Origin of the sequence: Litchfieldia alkalitelluris, from assembly GCF_002019645.1 — a bacterium.
Taxonomy (GTDB): domain Bacteria; phylum Bacillota; class Bacilli; order Bacillales; family Bacillaceae_L; genus Litchfieldia; species Litchfieldia alkalitelluris.
In genome coordinates, this window is the sequence record NZ_KV917374.1 from 1,398,515 (window position 1) to 1,423,870 (window position 25,356).

Here is a 25,356-nt window from a genome sequence, read left to right on the forward strand (position 1 = left end):
TTTTTATTAAAAAAATATGTTCAAATTTCAATACATTTTACGCATATAAATGGTGTTCAAACAATAGAACAGTCAAACCTTCATGGAAAAGTGGGTTTTACCTGTAGTAAATAAATGTTAAAGCACCACTTATTGATCTAAAGTGGTGCTTTAGTTGGTTCACATCTCTTTGGGTGCACCTAATCCTAATAAACGCAATCCTTCTCCTAGAACAATTGCTACACTTTGAACGAGTGCTAATCTAGCTGGTCTTTCTTTTGTATCTGCTAAAATTTTCACAGTACCATAGTAGGAGTTAAACTCCTGAGCAAGGTCTAAAACATATTTTGCGATGACGGAAGGTTCGTATGAATAAAAACTACTTTCAATAACTTCTGGAAATTCACTTAATCTTTTAATAACAGCCCAACTTTGAGGATCGTCCAATCCATCGTTTAAAGCAGTACTATACGCTCGACCCTTTCTTAAGATTGAGCATGCACGAGCATGTGTATATTGTACATAAGGTCCTGTTGTTCCCTCGAATTTAAGCATATCTTCGATTGAAAATTCAATATTACTCATTCGTTCATTTTTTAAATCATGAAAAATTAATGATCCAACTCCAACTAACTTTGCAATCTCCTCTTGGTTATTTAAAGTTGGATTTTTTTCATGAATGTTTTTTGCAGCAAGCTCAATGGCTTCTCTAATCACGTCCTCTAACAGCACTACTTTTCCTTTTCTTGTCGACATCTTCTTACCATCTTTTAAAATAAAGCCGAAAGGAATATGATTCATATCATCAGCCCATGTGTAACCCATCTTTTTTAACACTAAAAAGAGCTGTTTAAAATGTAAGCTTTGTTCTTGACCAACAACATATAAAGCTTTTTGAAATTGATAGTTTTCTTGACGGTAGAGTGCAGCGCTAATATCTCTCGTTGCATAAAGAGTCGCTCCATCAGACTTTCTAATTAAGCAGGGAGGAAGGTCATGGTCAGATAAATCTACAACCTCCGCACCGTCTGAAGTTGAAAGTAAGTTTTTTTCCTTGATTAATTGAACTGTATCCTTGATTTTATCATTATAAAAGGCTTCACCGTGATACGAGTCAAAGGAAATTCCAAGCAACTTATAGATTTTAGCAAATTCCTTTAATGATTCATTTTTAAACCATGTCCAAAGTGAGGCAGCTTCCTGATCACCGTCTTCGAGCTTTTTAAACCATAATCTTGCTTCATCATCCAGTTCTGGTTGAAGCAATGCCACATCATGGAATTTTACATAAAGTTTTAACAATTCTTGGATAGGGTTTTGTTTAACAACATTTTCGTCCCCCCATTGTTTATAGGCGACAATCAGTTTCCCAAACTGGGTTCCCCAATCTCCAAGATGGTTGATTCGAATAGTATTAAACCCGCATTTAGTAGCAATATTCGCAAGTGCATAACCAATAACAGTAGATCGCAAATGTCCCATAGAAAAAGGCTTTGCAATATTAGGGGAGGAGAAATCTATGACTATATTTTCATCGTTTCCTAAGCTACTATCACCATAATTAGCTTTTTGTGTGAGAATTAGATTTAGTGTTTCTATACTAAAAGTGCTTTTATTCAGAAAACAGTTAATGTATGGTCCATCAGATACAATTTGTTCAAACAGTGGATGAGTTAGGTTTTCCGCTATCTCGCTTGCGATGACTTGAGGTGATTTTTTAAATTTCTTTGCTAAAATAAAACAAGGAAAAGCGTAATCTCCTTGTTGCTGATATCTAGGCTTCTCAATTAGTGGCAAGACTTCGTCTAGTGATAATGCGCCATCTAAATTGTTTTCTAATAATTTAGCAAAACTATTTTTATAATTCATGTTTGATTCCACCTTTTGTTAGATTATGTCTACCCTGAAAATACCTAATGATGTAGAGTTCCATGAGCTGCAATCCACTTGCTTTCCGCGGGGTGGTCCGTGAGCCTCCTCGTCGCCAGGGGCGGGCTCCTGTGGGGTCTCACGAGACCACTGGATCCCGCAGGAGTCAAGTGGCTCTCCGCTCATTCCACACTGAGTAAGTACCTATTTTCATTCTCCATGGTTCGAATAAAATTAGCATGGAAGTCTACCCTGAAAAAAGAAATGCGGAAGGCGCTCGTTCATCGGCGACAGGCATAAGACGAGCCATCTAGAAGGTTGCTTTTTAACCTTCTTGCCGGATTGACTTAGACCTGAGAGCCGATAGCGCCTGAAGCTAGACACTAAGCTAAATATAATTTTTCATACTCCATGGTGCTAATTTTAATTAGCATAGATGTCTACCCTGAAAATACCTAGGTCAGAGAGTTTCAATTCCCTTACTAATGCCCAAAGCCCTACAAAGGGAATAAAAAGCGTTGTTTCATTCCCTTTCTCATGCACAAAGCTCAACAAAGGGAATGAAAAGCATTGTTTCATTCCTTTTCTCATGCCAAAAGCTATCCAAAGGGAATGAAAACCATTGTTTCATTCCTTTTCTCATGCCAAAAGCTATCCAAAGGGAATGAAAAGCATTGTTTCATTCCTTTTCTCATGCCAAAAGCTATCCAAAGGGAATGAAAAGCGTTGTTTGATTCCCTTTCTCATGCACAAAGCCTATGAAAGGGAATGAAAGATATTCGAGACCGAAAGATCAGTAGTTGTCTAGTTGCTCTACCTCCACACTGAGTGAACAAAACATTTGCATTCTCCATGGTACGAATTAAATTAGCATGAAAGTCTTACCTGAAAATAACTTTGGTTGTGGAGTTCCATGAGCTACGGATCCACTGCTTTCCGCGGGGTGGTCCGTGAGCCTCCTCGTCGCCAGGGGCTCAGCTCCTGCGGGGTCTCGCGAGACCACTGGATCCCGCAGGAGTCAAGTGGCTCTCCGCTCATTCCACACTGAGGAGGAAACATTTTTTCATACACCATGGTGCGAAATACTTATTTAGCATGGGTGTCTAACCTGAAAATACCTAATGATTTAGAGTTCCATAAGCTGCAATCCACTCGCGGGATACCGCGGGGTGGTCCGTGAGTCTCCTCGTCGCCAGGGGCGCGCTCCTGTGGGGTCTCCACGAGACCACTATATCCCGCAGGAGTCAAGTGACTCTCCGCTCATTCTAGAGTTAGTATTTTAGCTAAGCCCCCAAGATAAAACAAAAACCCCGTCTCTATTCATAGAGACGGGGTTCCCGCGGTACCACTCTTATTGTTCATATTGAACCAGCTTACTTTGATAACGAGGAATTCCCCGACCGACCCTACTAGTTTTTCAGGTGGTATCTCTGAAGTGCGGTTCATAATGAAGATTTGTTAGGCTTTCACCAACCCTAACTCGCTTTGAAAATCATTCAATACTACTCTCTTCGTCATTGACACGTTCTATGTGATTTTTGTTATTATATAAAATTCTTATCAGAATTACAATAAATTTATCCAATGATAATACGTTCTTTTGGGTAATGATATTTCACTTCATCGGTTTCTCTGTTAATTAAAAAGATAAAGGAGAGAATGCCGATTCGCCCAATAAACATTAATAAGATAATAATTACTTTTCCAATTGAACTGAGTTCTGGGGTAATCCCCATTGATAGACCTGTCGTACCGAAAGCTGATGTTACTTCAAATAAGATTTCAACGGTAGAAAAGGGCTCTGTAAACCTTAAAATAATAACAGAAATAAAGCAAAGTAAACCAGCCATCATTGTTACCGCTAATGATCGTAAAACATCATCAGGGTGAAGCTCTCGTTTGAATATTTTAATAGATTTATAGCCACGAGCAAAGCTGTATAAAAATAATAAGTTTAATGCGAATGTTGTTGTTCTTACACCTCCGCCAACTGAACTAGGAGATGCACCAATAAACATCAGAAAACAAATTAAAAGCAATGTCGGTTCTGAAAATAAGCTAACATCCATTGTTGCAAGTCCACCGTTTCGTGTCGTAGATGATTGGAAAAATGCATAAAAAAAGGATTCATGCCAAGTTTTATCGGAAAAGAAATAATTCCATTCAAGTAATAAAATTGCGACTGTCCCAAAAATCATTAATCCGAAGAAAGTGATTGTTGTTAATTTGGTATAAAGAGAAAAACGATATTTCATACTTTTATCCTTATTAAAAATAAAATCCTTTACCTCTATGAGAACAGGAAATCCAATGGCTCCAAGTGTTAGAAGAATGATATTAATAAATTGAACAAAATAGTCATTTGCAAATGGAATTAAGGATGCTCCGGTGATATCAAATCCAGCATTTGTTGTTGCACTGACAGATGCAAATAATCCTTGCAAATAGGCTTCTTGCCAAGTAGAATAATATTTCATAAAATATGTACCTAATACCGCAGCACCAATTAATTCAATGATAATGATGATTAAAAGTATTTGTTTCATCAAGCTTACAAGCCCTGATAAGTTTGACTGATTTTGATCAGTCATAATAAGTCTTCGTTCTTTTAAACCAATTTTCTTCCCAATCAACAGCCAGAAAAAAGTCCCAAGGGTCATAATCCCAATTCCACCAAATTGCAGAATAAACATCAAGATGAAAATCCCGGCTGTGCTAAAAGTATCAGCTGTTGAAACGACACCCAAGCCAGTTACACTAATTGCACTAACTGCAGTGAATATCACATCAATGAACGACCAATTTACTCCAGGCTTTAATGCGATTGGGAGACTTAATAATGATACCGATATAATGACTGCTAAAAGATAAAATGACACAATCAGCTGTGCAGGTGAAAGGGTATTAATTTTTTTCTTTAGTAAATACATTGTATTTAAACACCATCTTCTTCAAAACGTGTTAAATCTCGATTACGACCTATCATAATTAATATATCTCCCTTATTAATAACCTCATCAGGTGTAGGAGAAATTTTAACATCTTCATTTGTTTGGATACCAACGATGTTACAGCCATACTTATGAGATACACTTAATTGTTCTAAGGTTTTATTATGAACCTTCTCAGTGGCAATAATTTCCACAATACTATAATCCTTTGAAATCTCAATATAGTCAATCATTTTCTCAGATATGATATGATGAGCAATCCTTTTTGCCATATCTCTTTCAGGATGGATCACTTTGTCCGCACCAATTTTATCAAGCACTTTTTGATGATAAGAATTAATTGCCTTTACCCACACCTGTTTTACTCCTAATTCTTTAAGTAAAAGGGTGGTAAGAATACTTGCTTCAATATTTTCACCAAGTGATACAAATACATGGTCAACATTTTTAATTCCAATTTGTTTTAATGTATTTTCATCAATTGTATTAGCCACTACAGCATGTGTAGAATATTGACTATACAAATTAACTTTTTCTTCATTTTTATCAACAGCTAATACTTCTACACCCATTTCATGAAATTCCTTAACAAGGTTTCCACCGAAATGCCCTAAACCTAAAACAGCAAATTGTTTTCTCAACATGATTTCCTCCAAGTGCTTTAACGTACAATGATACGATTTTAACAGGATTTAGTTTTATAGTAAATTATCATTTCAGTTAATATGAAAATTATATGTGATGGATTGTTTAAATCTTATTGTTTACAGGGTTTCTGATGTAAATACACATTAGGGATGAAAAGATAAAAAAACTGATCTACATTATAAATGAGATCAGTTTTCGGTTATGTTTCTTTATTTAGTTCATCGCTTTTTTCAATGTTTCTATATTTTTTCTCATGATACTAAAGTAATCTTCATTATCTTTGATTTCATCTTCTGTTAATGATTCAAGATTGTGAAGGGTAAGAGCTTCGGCACCAATTTCCTTTTGAACAACTTCGGATACTTTTCCAGTTATATTTTGCTCGAATATTACATATTTAATTTCGTGTTCTTTTGCTGTTTCAATAATTGTTTGTAATTGTTTTTGTGATGGTTCTTGTGTTGGTGAAAGACCAGATACACTAATTTGATGGATACCATATCGGTTTTCCCAATAACCATAAGCGGCATGTGAAACTAATATTTCTTTATTCTGAGCCTCATCAACAACTTGCTTGAATTCCTGATTTAAGGTTTCTAACTCAGTCTTTAACTCTAAATAATTCGTTTCAAAACTTTCCTCAAACTCTGGAGCGAGTTTAATTAGCTCGTTTTTAATATTTTCAGCTAATGTGATAGATAAAATCGGATCAATCCATACATGTGGGTCTTCATCACCATGATCATGCTCATCTTCAGTACTTTCTTCTTCCTCATGAGCATGTTCATCGTCAGCGTGCTGTTCTTCTTCCTCATGAGCATGTTCATCGTCAGCGTGCTGTTCTTCTTCCTCATGGGCATGTTCATCGTCAACGTGATGCTCTTCTTCCTCATGGGCATGTTCATCGTCAACGTGATGCTCTTCTTCCTCATGGGCATGTTCATCGTCAACGTGATGCTCTTCTTCCTCATGGGCATGTTCATCGTCAGCGTGCTGTTCTTCTTCCTCATGAGCATGTTCATCGTCAGCGTGGTGCTCTTCTTCCTCATGAGCATGTTCACCGTCTTCATTTGCTATCAGTTCAATTCCAGCAGAAGCTTCGATAAACGTAACTTTTTCATTTTTTAGTGTTTCTTTAGCAGAATCTACAAAGCTTTCAAGACCTACTCCAGAATAAATAAACCCAGCTGCTTCAGCAATTTGAGTCATCGTTTTTGGTGTAGGTTCAAAGGAATGTGCATCAGAACCAGGTGGAATCACACTTTCTACAGAAACATATCCTCCTCCAATTCGTTCTGCAAAGTATTCTAACGGATAAATAGTTGTATATATCTTTATTTTCTCATCTGTTTTACTAGTTTGCTCACCTGAACAACCTGATAAAAACAGTGATATGATTAAAATAAGTGAAAAAATAAGTGCTTTTAATTTCATTGTGTTCCCCTTTCAGTAAATAGCTCCAACATATTATATCGTAACTGTTACGATTTGAGAACTGGAAACTATTTATATTTTTGAGTTATTTATAAGAATAGAGCTGATTATATATTTCTTAATAGAGTGTTAGATAATATATACTTACTTGAAAACTCCCCCTTTATAAAATATTCGGAATCAAAGTTTGATTGTCTCTTAGGATTAAAAAACAGATAGGCTTGAATTAATGGAAAGAATAGTGGAGTTACTATTACGAATCATTCTATTTGCTATGAAGAAAAAATAGTAACCATTCCGATTTATAAAATTATATTAAACGAAATCATTTCGATTTACAAGTCTAAAGTTAAAAGAACTTTTATAACCCAACCTATATAACGAGGAAATATTGTTATACTTGCTAAAGAAAAAAGAGGAAGATCTACATAAATGGTTTGAAGGGTTATAATTTGGAGGAAAGTGTTACACATAGTTTTAACCAAGTTCAAAATCATTCAGGCTAACGCCTAACACGCCTGTACACGGAATGGTCATAGCCCCATAAACTGGTCAACTGTCGTTGAAAATAATAAATTTATATAAAGGAAAATTAAATAAAAAAGTGCCTGAAACCATTTGATGTTTCAGACACTTTTTTATTTTTTACTATGTTAGTCTTCGGAAATGGTACTATCCAACCCAATTTTAATAAAAGAATTATTTGCACCGTGGAGCCTAGAGAAGCGAATAGAAACTCCACTACCAAATTCTTATAAAACAGTACTTAACCAATAAAACAGTGGAATACCAATAATAAGGTTAAATGGTAATGTTAATCCAAGAGAAGACCCAAGATAAAGTCCTGAATTCGCCTCTGGAATAGCTTGGCCAATTGCTGCGGGTGCTGCAATATAAGAAGAACTTGCCGCTAGTATTCCTAACATAAATGCCCCTCCATTGGACATCCCAATTAGTGACGCTAGTGTCACCCCTACCGTTCCTCCAATTAGAGGTAAGATAAACGCAAAAATAAAAGATGACGGTTTAAATCCCTTTAATTCTCTGATTTGTTGAGTGGCAATCATTCCAAGATGAAGAAGGAAGATACATAATATCCCATAAAATAAATCCCCGAACAATGGTTTGATTTTTAACAGTCCATCATCAGAAGCCACTAGCCCAATGAAGATTCCACCCACAAGAAGGAAAATACTTTTTCCAAAGAATGCTTCCTTAAATGCATGCCCGAGGCCTGAATTTGCATCAGCTTCTTTATTTTTATTGAAAAGTTTATAAAGGATTATTGCTCCAATGATTGCAGGACCTTCCATGATAACTAAGATTGCCGAAATATAACTCTCATAAGGTACTTCAACCTTATCTAGAAATCCTAACGCAGCCACAAAGGTAACAGCACTAACAGATCCGTAATGTGCTGCAACAGCTAGTGAGTTTGTCAGGTCAAAGCGGAATACGTTCTTTAGTAAAAGGTAAGTAACGAAAAGCATAAATATGCTTAGAAATAAAGCCAGACCTATGGCAGGAAGCATCGATAAAAAAGAAACATGCTTTAATTCTATGCCACCTTTGATTCCAATTGTAAAAAGGATAATCATTGTGTACCCTGAATAAAACGCTTCGGGTACTTTCAAATCTGAGTTAACAATGACCGCGATAATTCCCATTAAAAAGAAAAGGATCATTGGTGATAAAAGGTTCGTTTGAATAATATCAAGTATTAAATTCATAAAATGGAAGTCCTCTTTTTCTCGAATTTTTAGTTAATTATAATGAACAAGTCAATATTAGACAAGACATTTGCAGCAATGACTTATTTGATTTTCTGTTTAAAAAGACTATTATTATAGTGAGAGGTGTTAACGATGATGAGAAAATTACTTATACTATTTATTTTATTATGCTTATTGTTAGTAGGGTGTAATTCTAACAGTGATAATATTCAAAACGATGTTGTTGAGCTTTTACCATTAAACGTTGTAATTGAAATTGTACCAGAGGAAATTCTCCCAAATGAGCCGGTTACATTTAATGCATATGTTACACATGGTGATGAAGGAGTAGAAGACGCAAACGAAGTGAAATTTCAAATATGGGAAAAAGGTAAAGAGGATCAAGATGAGTATATAGATGGAATCCATAAAGGTGAAGGATTGTATTCTATTGAGAAAACATTTGATCATGATGGAATATTTTATGTCGTTGCCCATGTCACAGCAAGAGATATGCATAATATGCCAAAACAGGAATTCGTTGTCGGAAAAGGTGAAGTAGAAGCTGATACTGAGAATGAAACTAAAACAGAAAAAGAAACTGGCCATTCTCATGATGATCACCACCACGGTGACCACTCGGACAAGCAAGTAACATTTAATTTTTCCCCACATGAATCAACTGCTGGAGAAGAAACTAAACTAACTGTTGTAATTCAGGAAGAAGAGAAACAATTAAGTGAAGCGACTATTTCTTTTGAAGTATGGAAAGGTGAGGCAGATAAGCACGAGTACATTAAGGCTGCTGAAGCCGTACCAGGCACATACGTTGCAAACTATACTTTTCCTGAAAAAGGAAGATATGAAATTCGAATACATCTAGAAAAGGGCGAACTTCATGACCATGAAGAATACAGCGTTGAGGTAAAGTAAACGCTATACCCTATTCTAGATATTCATGTTAATGTAAATTCGCAGCATCCCACGAGTGGATCGCTTGAATTGAACTCCCTAACCTAGGTTATTTTAAGGATAGATATCTATGCTAATTTAATTCGCACCATGGGGAATCAAAACTAAGTGTGGAATGTGCGGAGGGCTACTTGACTCCTGCGGGATTTAGTGGTCTCGGGAGACCCCGCAGGAGCCCACAAGGCGACGAGGAGGCTCCCGGACCACCCCGCGGAAAGCAAGTGGATCGCAGCGCATGGAACTCCACTACCTATGTTTTTTCATTAGACTGCGCAGTAACAACAAAAATCATAATTGCTAATTAAAGGTAGAACCAGTTAGGTTCTACTCTTTTTATTTCTTTCTGGAACAGGATCAAATCCACCAGGATGAAATGGATGACATCTAAGAATTCTCCTGATAGTAAGCCAACTTCCCTTCAAGGCTCCAAATCTTTTAATTGATTCCACACCATAGTGAGAACAGGTAGGATAAAAGCGGCAAGTAGGCGGTGTGATCGGAGATATGAATTTTTGATAAAAACGGATGAAACTAATAAAGAGCTTTGTTATCATAAGAGCACATCCTCTACATAATTCGACCATTATATTTTATACTACTACTATACTTTAGAAAAAAAGAGATTTAAAGCTACACGTTCTATAGATTAAAAAAGATGAAAAATCAGTAAAGACACGTTATGATAAGTAAGACTATTAAGATAAGGAGTGGAAATAATGCCATCAGTAGAAAGTTTTGACTTAGATCATAATGCGGTAAAAGCCCCGTTTGTTAGACACTGTGGAGTACACAAGGTTGGTAGTGACGGTGTTGTAAATAAATTTGATATTCGTTTTTGTCAGCCTAATAAACAAGCAATGAAACCAGATGCAATTCACACGCTTGAGCACTTATTAGCCTTCAATATTCGTGCACATGCAGAGAAATATGATCACTTTGATATTATTGATATTTCTCCAATGGGCTGCCAAACAGGTTTTTACCTTGTAGTGAGCGGTGAACCAACAGTAAGTGAAATTATTGATCTTCTTGAGGATACATTAAAAGATGCAATCGAAATCACTGACATTCCTGCTGCAAATGAAAAACAATGTGGACAAGCCAAGCTTCATGACCTTGAAGGTGCAAAACGCCTAATGAAATTCTGGCTGGATACCACCAAGGAAGACCTTCATAAAGTATTCGGATGATTTTAACAGCAGGAGAGGTGGAGTAGATTCCATCCTTCTGCTTTTTTTTTCAAGAAGTACCAAATTAAATATTCCGGTTATTGACAAGAAACACATGCAAACTAGTATTTGGACATGGAGAATGAAAATGTATGCCTACTATGTGTGGAATGAGCGGAGAGCCACTTGACTCCTGCGGGATCTAGCGGTCTCGTGAGACCCCGCAGGATCCAAAAGCGATGAGGAGGCTCACGGACCGTCCCGCGGTATCCCGCGAGTGGATCGCAGGTCATGGAACTCCGCTAACTAAGTTATTTTAGGGAGAGACTTTCATAATTCAAACCGCGAGAGTAAACTAAAAGAGCTACCAGAATGTCCAGTAGCTCAAAAATGAATCATTCGTTTTTATCATTAAGTGTAGGTGGTACACGATGTTTAGTACCTTGCTCAAATGCATAAGCAAGCTTAAGTAGTGTAGGCTCACTATAACCTGTACCTGTGAAAGTTATACCAACGGGTTCTCCTTCAGGTGAATATCCAGCCGGAACAGTAATCGATGGGTAGCCAGCTTTTGCTGGAATACCTGCCCCGAAATTATTTGGGAAAATAATTGCATCAAGCTTATGTTCTTCTAAGGTAAAGTCTATCCCTTGTTCTGTTGATAAATAGATATCCTGTTCAAGAGACTTTAGATAACTTGGTTCAACCAACGTCCCACTCGTTTCCTCTGCTTCAGTTAGTAGCTTTTGACCATATTTTAAGGTTTTATCTTCATGTTGAAGATTAAATTCTATTACATCTTTTAACGAGCGAATTGGAACAGTAGGGTCAAGTGTATTAAGATACGCATTTAAATCTGTTTTAAATTCATAAGTTAACACGTCGTAAGTCCAGTCTGCCTTTGTTGAAGGAATGACAACATCTTCAACAACGATAGCCCCAAGTTCCTTTAGTTTGTCAATCGCAGTATCCATCACTACTTTTTTCTCTTCAGATAAATATTCAAAATAAACATCTCTTGCTATACCTACTCTTGCTCCTTTTAGACCATTTGAATCAAGGAATTGAGTGAAATCAATTGCCGAAAGATCCCCACTTGAAAGAGTAATAGGATCAGTATCATCCTGTGAAGCTAATACATTTAATAACAACGCTGCATCCTTAACTGTTCTAGCCATCGGTCCAGCAGTATCTTGACTGTGCGCAATCGGAATTATGCCAGTTCTACTGACTAACCCAACAGTTGGTTTGATTCCAACAAGTGAGTTTTGACTTGCAGGGCTTAAAATGGAGCCAGAAGTTTCTGTACCAACTGCAACAGTTGCAAGGTTAGCAGCTATAGAAGCTCCAGAACCTGCACTTGAGCCACCGACGTCGAATTTACCTGGACCATATGGATTCAATACTTGTCCACCTCTAGAGCTATAACCACTTGGCATTCCAATCGTCATGAAATTGGCCCATTCAGTCATATTGGTTTTCCCTATAATAACTGCACCGGCATCACGAAGTAATTCTGCGACGTGAGAGTCTTTTTGAGCGACTGAATTTGCAAGAGCAAGCGATCCTGCCGAAGTGTGCATTTTATCGTGAGTATCGATATTATCTTTTATTAACACTGGGATTCCGTGAAGTGGTCCACGAGTACCTTTTTCTTTCCTCTCCTTATCAAGTGCTTTGGCGATATGAATTGCTTCAGGATTCACTTCTAAAATAGAATTAATTGAATCACCAGATTTATCAAAACGTCTGATACGGTCTAAATACATTAAAACAAGGTCTTTTGAAGAAACAAAACCTGATTCAAGTTTTTCCTGAATATCATCAATTGTTGCTTCTACTAACCAATTATTAGATAACTCTTCTAATCTTTTATTTTCCATGATTATGCTCGTCTCCCTTTGTTTCATTATCTAAATTTTGTTCCTCTAATAGTGGATGATCTTCAAGTGGATCAATCGTGTGTTTGTACTCGTAAGCCTTAGATGTTGTTAAAAGTGAAAGCAAGAGTATTACAATAACGATAATGATGCAGATCCCAAGAAGTGTATACATGAAATCCCTCCAAGTGAAGTGCTCTAATTTTCTTTTATTTTATCATGATATATTTCCTTTTACACTTTAAAAGACTAAATACGAACAAATTATTACAATATAACGAATTTTATCTCAAAAGAGCAGTAGAAATAATATGTTTTGGTATCATAAATAGAGGGTATAGTAACAAATAAAGGAGGAGATTTACTTGTCACAACATTTAACCGAAATAGTAAATAAGCAAATTGCAAACTGGAGTGTGCTTTACATTAAACTACATAATTACCACTGGTTCGTAAAAGGACCGGCATTCTTCACACTTCATGATAAATTTGAAGAGTTATATGGTGAAGCTTCTATTCATATCGATGAACTAGCAGAGCGTCTCTTAGCATTAGAAGGAACACCTGTAGCTACAATGAAAGAAATATTAGAGCTAGCATCAGTTCAAGAAGCTAGAGGAAATGAATCTGCTGACGAAATGGTGCAAGATATCACAAAAGACTTTGAGCTATTAACAGGTGAATTGAAAGAAGGAATGTCACTAGCTGGTGAAGTAGATGACGAAACAACTGGAGATATGTTATTAGCAATCCATCAAAGCCTTGAAAAGCATGTTTGGATGTTAAAATCTTTCTTAGGGAAATAAGGAAATCAAAGCCTGACACAGATTAAATGTGTCAGGCATTTTTTTTACCTAAGATTTTTTAATAGTCATAATAGATTGATTTGGATTATAATGAACAAAACATAAACTCGGAGCACTCCGAGTCATTTTTATTTTAAGTTCGGTTCCCTTCATAAAGAAGTGGACTAGCGTAAAAGTTTCATCTTTCGTTTAATAACTCATCTACCTAAGTTTGTCGGGGTAGACACCCAAGCTAATTTAATTCGCACCATGGAGAATGGAAATGTTTTGTTCACTCAGTGTGGAGGGAGAGCAACTAGACAACAAATGACCTTTCGTTCTCATAGGCTTTTGGCATGAGAAAGGGAATGAAACAATGCTTTTCATTCCCTTTGGTAGGCTTTTGGCATGAGAAAGGGAATCAGACAACTCCTTTCATTCCCTTTGTTGGGCTTTTGGCATGAGAAAGGGAATCAGACAACTCCTTTCATTCCCTTTGTTGGGCTTTTGGCATGAGAAAGGGAATCAGACAACTCCTTTCATTCCCTTTCATAGGCTTTTGGCATGAGAAAGGGAATCAAACAAGCTTTTCATTCCCTTTGGTAGGCTTTTGGCATGAGAAAGGGAATCAAACAACTCCTTTCATTCCCTGTCATAGGCTTTTGGCATGAGAAAGGGAATCAAACAATGCTTTTCATTCCCTTTGTTGGGCTTTTGGCATGAGAAAGGGAATCAGACAACTCCTTTCATTCCCTTTGTTGGGCTTTTGGCATGAGAAAGGGAATCAAACAATGCTTTTCATTCCCTTTGTTGGGCTTTGGCATGAGAAAGGGAATCAAACAATGCTTTTCATTCCCTTTGTTGGGCTTTGTGCATTTATTAAGGGAATTGGAACTCTACAACCTATGTATTTTCAGGATAGACACAACCATAGTAGCAATCACTTGAAACATAAATAAAAAGAGTTCTGAGTTCAAACGCCAACTTGAATAGGTTGTAGCAATGCTACTAGAGCCAATTATTCAGAATTCATTACCTTCCAGAATAAGAAGAGATAGGAGAGAGAAGAATCATGATTGATTTCAGAAGTGATACCGTGACAAAACCCACAGCCGAGATGAGAAAAGCCGCATTCGAAGCCACTGTTGGAGATGATGTTTATAATGAAGACCCAACTGTCCTCGAACTTGAACAAGTTGCTGCGAAAATGCTTGGAAAAGAAGCAGCGTTATTTGTGACAAGCGGAACTCAAGGAAACCAAATTGCTGTTCTAACCCATTGTGTGGCAGGAAATGAAGTGCTACTTGAGGCTGAATCTCATATCTTTTATTATGAAGGTGGAGCAATTTCTGCTTTCGCGGGTGTCCAACCAAGGACAATTATAGGACAAAAAGGGGTAATGGATCCAGGAGAAGTCGAAGCCGCCATACGGGGTGAGGATATCCATGTTCCAGAAACAGGTCTAATTTGTATTGAAAACACACATAATCGAGCGGGTGGAGCGATTGTTCCCCTTGAAAATATGAAACAAATTTTCGAAGTTGCAAATAACCATCAGGTACCTGTTCATTTAGATGGTGCTCGCCTGTTTAATGCTGGAGTCGCACTTAACCGACCGTTACAAGAGTTTTCTCAGTATACAACCACTGTTCAAGTATGTTTATCAAAAGGACTTGGAGCACCTGTGGGCTCGATTATTGCAGGCGATAAAGAGTTTATTAAGAAAGCTAGAAAATGGAGAAAGCGTTTAGGTGGAGGCCTAAGGCAGGTAGGTATGATTGCCGCACCTGGACTCATTGCCTTAACAAGTATGGTGGAGCGATTGGCGGATGACCATGAGAATGCAAAAAGACTAGCAAGCGGGCTTCAGTCGATAAAAGGGCTAGAGGTGGTTAATTCTGTTGATACAAACATTGTCTTAGTTGACGTCACCAAAAAAGGTGTAACTGCCAGTCAATTTATTCAAAAACTATCTGAGTTCGGAATATTGGCAGTCCCGTTTGGTCCTACTTTAGTGAGATTTACAACGCATTATGATGTATCAACATTACAGATAGATGAGGCTCTGAAAGCTATCAAGAGTCTATAAAAATAAGGAGGATGACAACGTCATTCTCCTGTTTTAATGAAGATTTTTAAGTTGGTCGATCGTTAACATTTTTGATTGTCCAACACCCTCACGAGCCATTTTTCCTTTAAGATTCTCAATCATATAAAAGCCAACTAGATTGTATAATTCTTGGTCAGATAAATCTTTGATTAGCTGAATCATATCCTCTCGATCAAGCTGCTCTAGTACTGAAAAGGCTAGAATGTCCGCGTCTTCCTCGTCGCCTGTTAGTTTATGTCGATACATTTCATATAACTCATCAATAAGTTTCATTCTATTCACACCTTTCATATGTAGTATTTCGCTGATTAAATAATTAATGCGAATAATGATGTTTGTCCATGCACTTTAAATCTTGTTTACATAGTATGTTATATAGCTCTAAAATATTGGAGCTTTTTAGATTTTGAAAGGGTGTAGCTTATGGATAATAAATTAGGTTTTACAGTCTTAACCCTTACGTCCCTGTTCGGTTCCATAACAGCTTTTCTAGTAGGTGGATTTGATTCGTTGCTAAAAATTTTATTAACACTGGTAATTATCGATTATCTAACTGGAATCATTTCTGCTTCCGTAAATAAAACGTTATCAAGTCGAATTGGCTTTAAAGGCATTGCTCAAAAGGTAGTTATTTTTTCATTAGTTGCTGTAGCACACTTAATTGATATGGTTCTTGGTTATCACCATTTTATCAGAGATTGGACAATCATGTTTTATATTGCCAATGAAATCCTATCAATACTTGAAAATGCAGGGAAAGTTGGAATACCAATTCCCCCTATTATCAAGCGTACCATTGAGCTATTACGAAAACAAGGTCCAATTGATTCTGCATCTATCATGGAAAAAGGAAATGAAGACTCGAACAAGACAAATAATGATGAATTAGCTGATTCATGTCTGGAAGCTGAAACGAAAATACCTGACGAAATACACAATGAATATAGACAAAAAGAGTCTTCTCAATCTAAAACAGGGGAAAACACTAAAGAGTTTGAGCGAGTAGTTGAAGAAGGAACTTACTTGACGATAGATAACCCAGAGAAAACCAAGCCAACTCAAGATAAAAACACTTCAGATACTTAAATATCATTTAATTGAAAATGAATATTTTACGGGGTCTTCTGTAAAGATAAGGTTATCTTATGTACAGGAGTGAAGCTGTAGATGGAACAACAACAAAAGAAAACATACTATGTTTCAATTGCCAATGGAGAAATCTCACAATTAAAGACAGCATCACCATGGGACTATAAAATTGAGGCTAATGATGAAGAAATTATAGAGTTACGCGAGTGCTTTGATCGTAACTATTCATCAGATTGGCAAGGGTTCTTTAGAGCTCACGTTCCATATGTTCAATATCATCATGATCCTGAGAATGATTCTTATGATGATTCAATGCAGAAAGTGTTTAAAATGATTTATCAGCTAGGAGACGAAGAAGCAAGAGAACATATTAAAACATCTGGAATAATCTCAAGTATTGGGAATGATGGAGAGCTGAATCGATAAAAATGATGAGCCTAAATGACAGACAACCATTCAGTCACTTTCCGTTAAGTAAATCTAAATTTAACGGAAGGTGATTTTTTTAATCTGAGAATAAGGTAGAGAATCGATTTATCATGAATGCTTAATTATGATAAGATAGAAAAAACAATTGTCATTGGAGATTAAATTATGTATAAATTTCAAGACTCATACCAAAATGAAGTTCACTTATCTTTTTCGATAGATCCCTACAGTAACAACCCGAAACATGTTTGGGTTATTTGTCGATACAAGGACCAATGGTTACTAACAGAACATAGAGAAAGAGGGTTAGAATTTCCTGGAGGGAAAGTCGAGAAAGGAGAAACCCCAGCTGCAGCAGCACTACGTGAGGTAAAAGAGGAAACTGGAGCCGTAGTAAGCAAATTAGAGTATATTGGTCAGTATAAGGTTTTAGGAAAAGGAAAAACCATTATCAAGAATATCTATTTTGCAGAAATTGAAAGGCTTATTCATCAGAATAATTACTTTGAAACTTATGGGCCTAGACTCATGTTTGAACTTCCTTCTTCTGTTAAAAATAATAGCAAATTTAGTTTTATTATGAAGGATGATGTTTTAATATATAGTTTGAAAAGGGTTTCTGAATTACTAACATCAAATAAAAAGTGACCCAAAGTGGGCCACAACCTAATTATGTGTTTTTAATTAATCGTCTTTCCAATAATTCCACTAACTGGTACATAAGTGTTGCAAATACAGCAATAATCAACAAGCTTAATAACACTAGTGTAAAGTTAAACACTTGGAAGCCGTAGATGATTAAATAGCCCAATCCCTTTGAGGATACGAGAAATTCCCCAACAATAACCCCAACCCAGGATAAACCGACATTTACTTTTAGTGTTGAAATTATGGTCGGAAAAGAGGCTGGTAGTATTGCATCCTTGAAACACTGGCTTCGTTTTGCCCCAAATGTCTTTAGTACCTTGAGGTAATTTGGATCAACTTCCCTAAAAGAAGTATAAACTACAATTGTCGTGATAATGACTGATATGATTGCGCCCATAGCAATTATTGAAAAGTATCCAGGACCAAGGGCAACAATTAATATTGGGCCAAGAGCAACCTTCGGCATGGCATTTAGAATCACGAGGTACGGATCAAAAACACGACTAAGTCTGGGTGACCACCATAAAAGAGCAGCCAATATTGTTCCAAGAAGAGTCCCCAATATAAATCCAAGGACTGTTTCGAATAAAGTAATGTTTAAATGTAAGAGTAGTGATCCATCATTGATTTTTGTAATAAATAGATTCCACACCTTAGATGGGGAACTAAAGATTAAAGGGTCGATCCATTGCTTATGACTGGCAATTTCCCAGCTGGAAAAGAAAACGATAAAAATTAACAACTGATATAAGCGAACAATTCGTTTCTCTTTTTTTAACTCATTTTTATACTCTTGATGGAGAAGGTCAATTGTTTTATTAGGCTTCAAGTTGATCCAACTCCTTCCATATTTCTTGGAATAAGATTGAGTAGCTTTGATGCTGTCTTGCATCAAAGGGTTTTAATTTTTTTAGTTCAGAAGGAACCTCAAATGTTTTTGCTACTTTACCTGGATTTGCTGAAAGTAAAAAAATTCGATCACTCATGGCAATAGCTTCACCAATATCATGGGTCACTAACAAAGCTGTTTTTCGATAATCCTTCAAGGTGGTAGAAACCAGATCTTCTAATTTCAACTTGGTTTGATAATCAAGGGCTGAGAAAGGTTCATCAAGAAGAAGGATCTTTGGGTTTGTTGCAAGAGTCCGAACGAGAGCAGCTCGTTGTCTCATTCCACCTGATAGTTGTTTTGGAAACGATTTTTCTACACCTGATAGTCCAATTTCTTGTAACAACGATAAGGTACGCTCTTTATTTTCAGTACTAAGAATATTCATTGTTTTTAGACCGACCACAATATTCTCTTCGATTGTTTTCCAAGGAAAGAGATAATCCTCTTGAAGCATATAGCCAATTGAGGACTTTGCTTTACTAAGAGGTAAATTCTCTATCATTATCTCTCCTGAGGTGGGCTTTATCAGCCCGGCAATAATGGACAATAAAGTTGTTTTTCCACACCCACTTGGGCCAAGAAAGGAGATAAACTCCCCTTCCTTGATAGTCAGAGAAATATCTTCTAAAGCTGTTGTTGCCGTGTCTTTACTAAAGTAGGTGTGATGAATATTACTAACCGATAAAAAGTTCATTCTTTTCACTCCTTATTCAGAAATGACCTTTTCAGCTATGGATGTATTCACAAGTACCTCAAGATCAATTCGCTCAGGTAATTCTCCAGCTTCATCCATAATATTTTGAAGATTATTCCATTCTCCTTCATTTAGAATTGGATCAGTTGCGAACGAACCTTGACTTTTATATCGATCTACCACTTTTGTAAGCAGGTCAATTGATGTGTCAGGGAAATGCTCAGAGATTGACTCTGCAATGGCTTCGGGACTATTTTCTGCTACCCATTGTTGAGCAGTATAAATCGCACGTGTGAACTTCTCGATAGCTTCTTCATTCTCACTAATAAAGCTTTCCTTCGCCATAAATGAGGTATAAGGAACATGCCCGGATTCTTCACCAAATGAAGCGATAATATAGCCACGGCCTTCTTCTTCAAAAATACTAGCAGTTGGCTCGAATAGTTGGACGAAATCACCTGTGCCTGATGAGAATGCACTTGCAATGTTAGCAAAATCAACATTTTGGATAAGCTCTAAATCATTATGGGGATCGATGCCATGCTGCTTTAAGACAAACTCACCAACCATTTGTGGCATTCCACCTTTACGTTGACCAAGGAATGTACTTCCTTTTAATTGATCCCATTCAAAGTGATCAATCTTATCTCTTGAAACTAAGAAAGTTCCATCTGTTTGTGTTAATTGAGCAAAGTTGATCACTGGATCTGTTGAGCCTTGTGCTTCTACATAAATAGAAGTTTCAGATCCAACAAGACCGATATCTATTCCATCTGACAATATAGCGGTCATTGTCTTATCGCCTCCGGCAGTCGTTGTTAACTCAATTTCTAGCCCTTCATCTTCAAAAAATCCTTCTGATAGGGCAACATAAAGAGGAGCATAAAAAATTGTGTGTGCAACCTCACCCACTTTTAATTTTTGAACACTATCATTATTACAAGCCGCTAATGGTAAGATAAGGATTATTGAAAAAAATAACACTAAAATACGTCGCATAATACATACCTCCAAAATATTAGTAAAACCAATAAATCGATTCATACAGTAGACTATGTAAGGTGATAAAAATGTGTGAATGCCCATATAAAAAATTTTTAAAAAGGAGTGTTCCGATGTTAGTAGACGGACACATCATTGAAAAACAAAGATATCCATCCCCTAACCCTCGAATAGACTTGTTTCTTGTAACCTACATATGCCAAGGGTTGAAAATTAAAGGGTTTTTAGCAGAACCAAAGGAAGATAAACTCTATGATGGGTTTTTATATTTACGTGGTGGGATAAAAAACGTAGGTAAAGTAAGAATCGGAAGAATTATTCAGTTTGCTTCTGAAGGTTTTGTTGTAATGGCCCCTTTTTACCGTGGTAATCAAGGTGGAGAAGGGGATGAAGACTTCGGGGGGGATGACCGTCATGACGCACTTGCAGCCTTTAAATTACTTGAAAATCATCTAAAGGTTAATCCTAACCGAATTCATGTTTTTGGATTTTCGCGTGGTGGCGTGATGGCTTTGATCACTGCGATTCAGCATGAAAGAACATGTTCAATCGTCTGTTGGGGAGGGGTAAGTGATATGAGCTTAACCTATGATGAAAGAAAGGATCTCAGACGGATGATGAAAAGAGTCATTGGCGGTACACCGCGAAAATATCCTGGTCGCTATAAGTGGAGAACTCCATTATATGAATTGGAAAATCTAAAAGCCCCCGTTTTGATTATTCATGGTGAAAAAGACGAAAACGTTTCTGTAGAACACTCACATCGACTTGAAAAACGATTAAATGAACTTGGTAAAGAAGTTAAGAGCTTGTATTTTGAAAATTTTACTCATTATTTTCCGCCACATGAAAATCGACAAACTGTTAAACAATTAACAGAATGGATGAAAAGCCAAGGGTTGAAATGATAAAATAAAGATAACTAAAATACAAGGAGAGTTGAGAAATGGGAATGCCATTGGAGCTTAATACGTTAATTGTAACGAAAGGAAACGAACAAAGGATCGAAGAAAATTTGTTCTCTGTTGTAAAACAAGGATATCGATTATATCCAATTGATATTCCTTTAGAAGTAAGAAAAACACTAGAAAGTGAAACAAGTGGACAAGCAATTATAAAGAAGCTAGAACTTGAGGGAAACACTACAAAATTGACCTATCAACTAATCTCATTGAACTCGACAAATTAATTACAGAAAAAAATCCATTGGAGCCTAAAATATAGGGCTCTTAATGGATTTTTTACAAAAGTTGTTTTCGTAAACTGGTGGTTTATTAGCAACCCTCTTTTAGATAAAGAGCGTTAAAGTGGACCGCCCTTTTGGATTACGTCATTTGGCACATTTGTGAATTTCTTGAAATTATCTTCAAATTTTAATGCTAGCTCTTTAGCTTTAATGTAGTAGGCACTTTGGTCAACCCATGTGTTTGAAGGCTGTAATAAGTCATCAGGTACACCTGGTATATGAATAGGTATCTCTAATCCAAAAATATCAGATTTTACAGTTTCAGTATGTTGGAGCTCGCCTTCAATAGCTGCCTGAACCATTGCTCTGGTGTATTTTAAGTTGACTCTAGTACCAACACCATATTCTCCACCAGTCCACCCTGTATTTACTAAATAAACCTGCACTTGATGTTGATCAATCAGTTTACCTAACATTGTGGCATAGCTTGTCGCTGGTAGTGGTAAAAAGGGTGATCCGAAGCAGGTTGAGAATGTTGCTTTTGGTGAAGTGATTCCACGTTCAGTCCCAGCCAATTTACTCGTATAGCCACTTAAAAAATGGTACATGGCTTGTTCCTTCGTAAGTTTACTAATAGGAGGTAATACTCCAAAAGCATCAGCGGTCAAAAATAGTATTGTGTTGGGGTGACCAGCAATACTAGGGAATACGATATTATCCATGGCCTCGATTGGATAAGCAGCACGTGTGTTTTCTGTCAATGAACCATCGTCATAATCAGCCACCCTAGAAATTGGATCAATCATTACATTTTCTAAAACTGAGCCAAACCGAATCGCATCAAAGATTTGTGGTTCTTTTTCTCTTGAGAGTGAAATGCATTTTGCATAACAGCCACCTTCAATGTTAAACACTCCAGCATTGGACCAAGCATGTTCATCATCACCAATTAGCTTTCGTTTCGGGTCAGCTGAAAGGGTGGTTTTTCCAGTACCTGAAAGACCGAAAAATAAAGCCACATCGCCTTCTTTCCCAATATTTGCTGAGCAGTGCATCGGCAGTATACCTTTCTTTGGTAAAAGATAGTTCATAACCGAAAAAACTGATTTCTTCATTTCACCCGCATATTCTGTTCCACCGATAAGGATTACTCTTTTTTCGAATGAAATCATTATGAATGTTTCTGAATGTGTGCCGTCAATCACTGGATCTGCCTTGAAAGTCGGGGCTGAGATAATCGTGAATTCTGCTTGATGATGCTCGTTTTCTGTTGGCTCTAAAAACAATGCTTTAGCAAACAAATTATGCCAAGCATATTCATTGATTACCCGTATACCCATACGATGTGAAGGATCAGCGCCAGCAAAGCCGTTATAGACGAATACTTCCTTTTTTGCATTAAGATGCGATAATACTTTTTCATAAACTTGAGCAAATACAGCCTGCGAGATAGGTTGATTGACTGATCCCCAATCGATTTCTCCTTCTATAGAAGGTTCATTAACGATGTATTTATCTTTGGGTGAGCGACCTGTATACTTTCCGGTGGTAACACAGATTGCGCCTGAGGATGTCAACATCCCCTCATTCCTGTTAAGTACTTTCTCGACAAGATGTGGTGTGGATAAATTATGATGAAAATTTCCTTGATTCAATAATAAGCTTACTTTTTCTTGTGAAACATCTACTGAACTCATAAAAAACCACCCTTTTTAGACTGTTTTTCAAAATTAGTATAACACATTTAATTTAATAGTCTATACTATTTATACGCCATTTTACGCTTTTACTAATGAAAATGTGATAAATCATTTTGCCATAATATAAGGCTATTCAATCTACTAAAAGTCCTTTAAAAACTTTGGACCAATTCTGTTGACATTGAAAGGAAACGTACGATATGATATGTCATTGAACGGATACTCTCTTATCCCGAGCTGGTGGAGGGACAGGCCCAATGAAACCCGGCAACCATTACTATTTGAAGAATGACTCTAATTGTTAAGTTTGTTTGGCGATTAGTTTTTTTAAACATAGTGATAAGGTGCTAACCTGATGCAAGGCATGGCCTTGAGCGATAAGAGTGAAAGGTGATTACGTAAAATAAACCCTTTCCTCTATTTGTAGGGAAGGTTTTTTTATTTCTATACGTATATTGGCAGGTAGCATAAGAAATTTCTTACAACAGGCTATAAATGTGTCACATCGTGTTTTTACATAATGTTTTTTCAGAAAGTCCGCTTCACAATTTGTGATTATAATTTAATAGCGAAGTTTTCTTCATAAAATGGGATTAAGTTATGAATACTAAGGGAATGAGTACCGTATCTAAAACAATGTGGAAGCAGAGAATGCTTTCGCAATTTATAAGGAGGAAGCGTTTGTTATGTCAAAAAAACGCCGTTTATTTACTTCAGAATCAGTAACAGAGGGACATCCAGATAAAATTTCTGACCAGATTTCAGATTCAATTCTTGATGCAATTCTTGCAAATGATCCAAATGCACGTGTTGCGTGTGAAACATCTGTTACAACGGGCTTAGTGTTAGTAGCAGGGGAAATCACAACGTCTACATATGTTGATATCCCGAAAATCGTTCGTGAAACCATTCGTGGAATTGGTTATACTCGTGCTAAATATGGCTTCGATGCAGAAACTTGTGCGGTACTGACTTCTATTGATGAGCAATCAGCTGATATCGCAATGGGGGTTGATCAGGCTTTAGAGGCTCGTGAAGGTCAAATGACTGATGAAGAAATCGACGCTATTGGGGCTGGTGACCAAGGTTTAATGTTTGGATTTGCTATTAATGAAACAAAAGAACTTATGCCACTTCCAATTTCATTAGCACACAAGCTAGCTCGTCGTTTAACAGAAGTTCGTAAAGAAGATATCCTTCCATACCTTCGCCCAGATGGGAAAACTCAGGTAACGGTTGAGTATGATGAAAATGATAAGCCTGTAAGAATCGACACAATCGTTATTTCTACTCAGCACCATCCAGAAGTATCATTAGAACGTATTCAACGTAACATTAAAGAACATGTCATTAATCCAGTTGTTCCTGCTGAATTAATTGATGAAGAAACGAAATATTTTATCAACCCAACTGGCCGTTTTGTTATCGGTGGACCACAAGGTGACGCTGGACTAACTGGTCGTAAAATAATCGTTGATACGTATGGTGGATATGCTCGTCATGGTGGTGGAGCATTCTCTGGAAAAGACGCAACAAAAGTTGACCGTTCAGCAGCATATGCAGCTCGTTATGTTGCAAAGAACATCGTTGCAGCTGGTCTAGCTGACAAGTGTGAAGTTCAATTAGCTTATGCTATTGGGGTTGCTCAACCGGTGTCAATCGCAATCGACACTTTTGGAACTGGACAAGTTGAAGAAGAGGTATTAGTAGAAGTGGTACGTAGTAACTTTGATCTGCGTCCTGCTGGAATTATTAAAATGCTAGATCTACGCCGTCCAATCTATAAGCAAACAGCTGCTTATGGTCACTTTGGTAGAACTGATTTAGATTTACCATGGGAAAGAACGGATAAAGCTGAAGCTCTAAAAAAACAAGCGTTAAGCTAAATGAGATCATTTGGGTTACACAATAAAATTGTGTAGCTCTTTTTTATATGTAGGTAAATTTATTTATTCTTGTGATGGTTGTTTGGTTTATGGCTGGTTCAGTCAGATATGAAAAACATCTAGTTAGAAAATTGCGGGCAAAAAATCAGGCGAGAAAAGAAGAACATCCGGTCGGAGCAATCATCCAAGGGAGGAAGGACTCAAATTAGTTAACTGTGGTAAAATGTAACAAAGATTATAGCTTGTCCTTTTTAGTGGAATAATGTAACCTTTTGTAAAAAAATACGTCTTATACTATGATGGTTATGTTACAATTTACTA

Annotated in this window: 23 protein-coding genes, 1 riboswitch and 1 other annotated feature; of the genes, 10 read left to right on the forward strand and 13 right to left on the reverse strand. The window is 36.9% G+C overall.

The genetic code is table 11. The annotated features are described in order from the left end of the window. Window positions 1-159: 159 nt before the first annotated feature. The 5 genes from argS to BK579_RS06505 form a co-directional block, all read right to left on the reverse strand. Window positions 160-1,848, reverse strand: a complete 1,689-nt coding sequence (gene argS, locus BK579_RS06485) for an arginine--tRNA ligase (protein ID WP_078544382.1) — start codon at window positions 1,846-1,848, stop codon at window positions 160-162. Between the two features lie 1,321 nt (window positions 1,849-3,169). Continuing rightward, window positions 3,170-3,375: a binding site (T-box leader), on the reverse strand. A 50-nt stretch (window positions 3,376-3,425) separates the two neighbouring features. Next, window positions 3,426-4,778 carry a TrkH family potassium uptake protein gene (locus BK579_RS06490; protein WP_078544384.1) on the reverse strand — a complete coding sequence of 451 codons (1,353 nt, stop codon included), beginning with the start codon at window positions 4,776-4,778 and terminating at the stop codon, window positions 3,426-3,428. A gap of 5 nt (window positions 4,779-4,783) precedes the next feature. Next, window positions 4,784-5,440 (reverse strand): potassium channel family protein, encoded by a 657-nt coding sequence (locus BK579_RS06495; protein ID WP_078550431.1) that lies wholly within the window; start codon window positions 5,438-5,440, stop codon window positions 4,784-4,786. 220 nt (window positions 5,441-5,660) lie between these two features. Further along, a complete protein-coding gene (locus BK579_RS06500; protein ID WP_078544386.1) occupies window positions 5,661-6,881 on the reverse strand; it encodes a metal ABC transporter solute-binding protein, Zn/Mn family in 1,221 nt (406 codons plus the stop codon). A gap of 752 nt (window positions 6,882-7,633) precedes the next feature. After that, the gene (locus BK579_RS06505) at window positions 7,634-8,611 is read right to left on the reverse strand and encodes a sodium-dependent bicarbonate transport family permease (RefSeq protein ID WP_078544388.1); all 978 of its coding nucleotides are present in this window, start codon (window positions 8,609-8,611) and stop codon (window positions 7,634-7,636) included. A gap of 138 nt (window positions 8,612-8,749) precedes the next feature. Here BK579_RS06505 and BK579_RS06510 point away from each other — a divergent pair, with 138 nt between their 5' ends. Next, window positions 8,750-9,526 carry a FixH family protein gene (locus BK579_RS06510; RefSeq protein WP_204524687.1) on the forward strand — a complete coding sequence of 259 codons (777 nt, stop codon included), beginning with the start codon at window positions 8,750-8,752 and terminating at the stop codon, window positions 9,524-9,526. A gap of 356 nt (window positions 9,527-9,882) precedes the next feature. Here the strand turns inward: BK579_RS06510 and yidD are convergent, their stop codons facing one another. Further along, on the reverse strand, window positions 9,883-10,119 hold the full coding sequence (gene yidD, locus BK579_RS06515) for a membrane protein insertion efficiency factor YidD (RefSeq protein ID WP_078544392.1): 237 nt from the start codon (window positions 10,117-10,119) through the stop codon (window positions 9,883-9,885). A gap of 162 nt (window positions 10,120-10,281) precedes the next feature. Between yidD and BK579_RS06520 the strand changes: the two genes are divergently transcribed. Further along, window positions 10,282-10,755: an S-ribosylhomocysteine lyase gene (locus tag BK579_RS06520; RefSeq protein ID WP_078544394.1), complete on the forward strand. Its 474-nt coding sequence runs from the start codon at window positions 10,282-10,284 to the stop codon at window positions 10,753-10,755. Window positions 10,756-11,129: 374 nt separating this feature from the next. Here BK579_RS06520 and BK579_RS06525 read toward each other — a convergent pair whose 3' ends face one another. Then, window positions 11,130-12,617 carry an amidase family protein gene (locus BK579_RS06525; protein ID WP_078544396.1) on the reverse strand — a complete coding sequence of 496 codons (1,488 nt, stop codon included), beginning with the start codon at window positions 12,615-12,617 and terminating at the stop codon, window positions 11,130-11,132. Continuing rightward, on the reverse strand, window positions 12,607-12,789 hold the full coding sequence (ytzI, locus tag BK579_RS06530) for a YtzI protein (RefSeq protein WP_078544398.1): 183 nt from the start codon (window positions 12,787-12,789) through the stop codon (window positions 12,607-12,609). The genes BK579_RS06525 and ytzI overlap by 11 nt, the downstream gene beginning before the upstream one ends. Before the next feature lie 190 nt (window positions 12,790-12,979). On the opposite strand from ytzI, the gene BK579_RS06535 reads away from it, so the two are divergent. Further along, entirely contained in the window at window positions 12,980-13,420 is a 441-nt protein-coding gene (locus BK579_RS06535) for a Dps family protein (protein ID WP_078544399.1), read from the forward strand. 1,051 nt (window positions 13,421-14,471) lie between these two features. Beyond that, window positions 14,472-15,488: a low-specificity L-threonine aldolase gene (gene ltaE, locus BK579_RS06540; protein WP_078544401.1), complete on the forward strand. Its 1,017-nt coding sequence runs from the start codon at window positions 14,472-14,474 to the stop codon at window positions 15,486-15,488. A 33-nt stretch (window positions 15,489-15,521) separates the two neighbouring features. On the opposite strand, the gene BK579_RS06545 is transcribed toward ltaE, so the two are convergent. Beyond that, on the reverse strand, window positions 15,522-15,782 hold the full coding sequence (locus BK579_RS06545; RefSeq protein ID WP_078544402.1) for a DUF6154 family protein: 261 nt from the start codon (window positions 15,780-15,782) through the stop codon (window positions 15,522-15,524). A gap of 150 nt (window positions 15,783-15,932) precedes the next feature. Here BK579_RS06545 and BK579_RS26915 point away from each other — a divergent pair, with 150 nt between their 5' ends. The 3 genes from BK579_RS26915 (at window position 15,933) to ytkD (ending at window position 17,675) form a co-directional block, all read left to right on the forward strand. After that, entirely contained in the window at window positions 15,933-16,595 is a 663-nt protein-coding gene (locus BK579_RS26915) for a phage holin family protein (protein ID WP_078544404.1), read from the forward strand. Between the two features lie 81 nt (window positions 16,596-16,676). Further along, window positions 16,677-17,024 carry a hydrolase gene (locus BK579_RS06555; RefSeq protein ID WP_078544406.1) on the forward strand — a complete coding sequence of 116 codons (348 nt, stop codon included), beginning with the start codon at window positions 16,677-16,679 and terminating at the stop codon, window positions 17,022-17,024. 168 nt (window positions 17,025-17,192) lie between these two features. Then, entirely contained in the window at window positions 17,193-17,675 is a 483-nt protein-coding gene (gene ytkD / locus BK579_RS06560; protein ID WP_078544408.1) for an RNA deprotection pyrophosphohydrolase, read from the forward strand. 22 nt (window positions 17,676-17,697) lie between these two features. On the opposite strand, the gene BK579_RS06565 is transcribed toward ytkD, so the two are convergent. From BK579_RS06565 to BK579_RS06575, 3 genes are read right to left on the reverse strand one after another with little or no spacing between them, the layout of a single operon-like run. Beyond that, window positions 17,698-18,504 (reverse strand): ABC transporter permease, encoded by an 807-nt coding sequence (locus BK579_RS06565; RefSeq protein ID WP_078544409.1) that lies wholly within the window; start codon window positions 18,502-18,504, stop codon window positions 17,698-17,700. Beyond that, window positions 18,494-19,261, reverse strand: coding sequence for an ABC transporter ATP-binding protein (locus tag BK579_RS06570; RefSeq protein ID WP_078544411.1), 768 nt, complete (start codon window positions 19,259-19,261; stop codon window positions 18,494-18,496). The genes BK579_RS06565 and BK579_RS06570 overlap by 11 nt, the downstream gene beginning before the upstream one ends. Window positions 19,262-19,273: 12 nt before the next feature. Further along, window positions 19,274-20,260 (reverse strand): ABC transporter substrate-binding protein, encoded by a 987-nt coding sequence (locus tag BK579_RS06575; RefSeq protein WP_078544413.1) that lies wholly within the window; start codon window positions 20,258-20,260, stop codon window positions 19,274-19,276. Window positions 20,261-20,376: 116 nt separating this feature from the next. Between BK579_RS06575 and BK579_RS06580 the strand changes: the two genes are divergently transcribed. Together BK579_RS06580 and BK579_RS06585 are read left to right on the forward strand one after the other, a co-directional pair. Then, window positions 20,377-21,171: an alpha/beta hydrolase family protein gene (locus BK579_RS06580; RefSeq protein WP_078544415.1), complete on the forward strand. Its 795-nt coding sequence runs from the start codon at window positions 20,377-20,379 to the stop codon at window positions 21,169-21,171. Window positions 21,172-21,209: 38 nt separating this feature from the next. Further along, entirely contained in the window at window positions 21,210-21,452 is a 243-nt protein-coding gene (locus BK579_RS06585; protein WP_078544417.1) for a DUF2584 domain-containing protein, read from the forward strand. 113 nt (window positions 21,453-21,565) lie between these two features. On the opposite strand, the gene pckA is transcribed toward BK579_RS06585, so the two are convergent. Then, on the reverse strand, window positions 21,566-23,146 hold the full coding sequence (pckA, locus tag BK579_RS06590) for a phosphoenolpyruvate carboxykinase (ATP) (protein ID WP_078544418.1): 1,581 nt from the start codon (window positions 23,144-23,146) through the stop codon (window positions 21,566-21,568). Window positions 23,147-23,373: 227 nt separating this feature from the next. Then, window positions 23,374-23,533, forward strand: a riboswitch (SAM riboswitch). 302 nt (window positions 23,534-23,835) lie between these two features. Here pckA and metK point away from each other — a divergent pair. After that, window positions 23,836-25,035 (forward strand): methionine adenosyltransferase, encoded by a 1,200-nt coding sequence (gene metK, locus BK579_RS06595; protein ID WP_078544420.1) that lies wholly within the window; start codon window positions 23,836-23,838, stop codon window positions 25,033-25,035. Window positions 25,036-25,356: the final 321 nt, after the last annotated feature.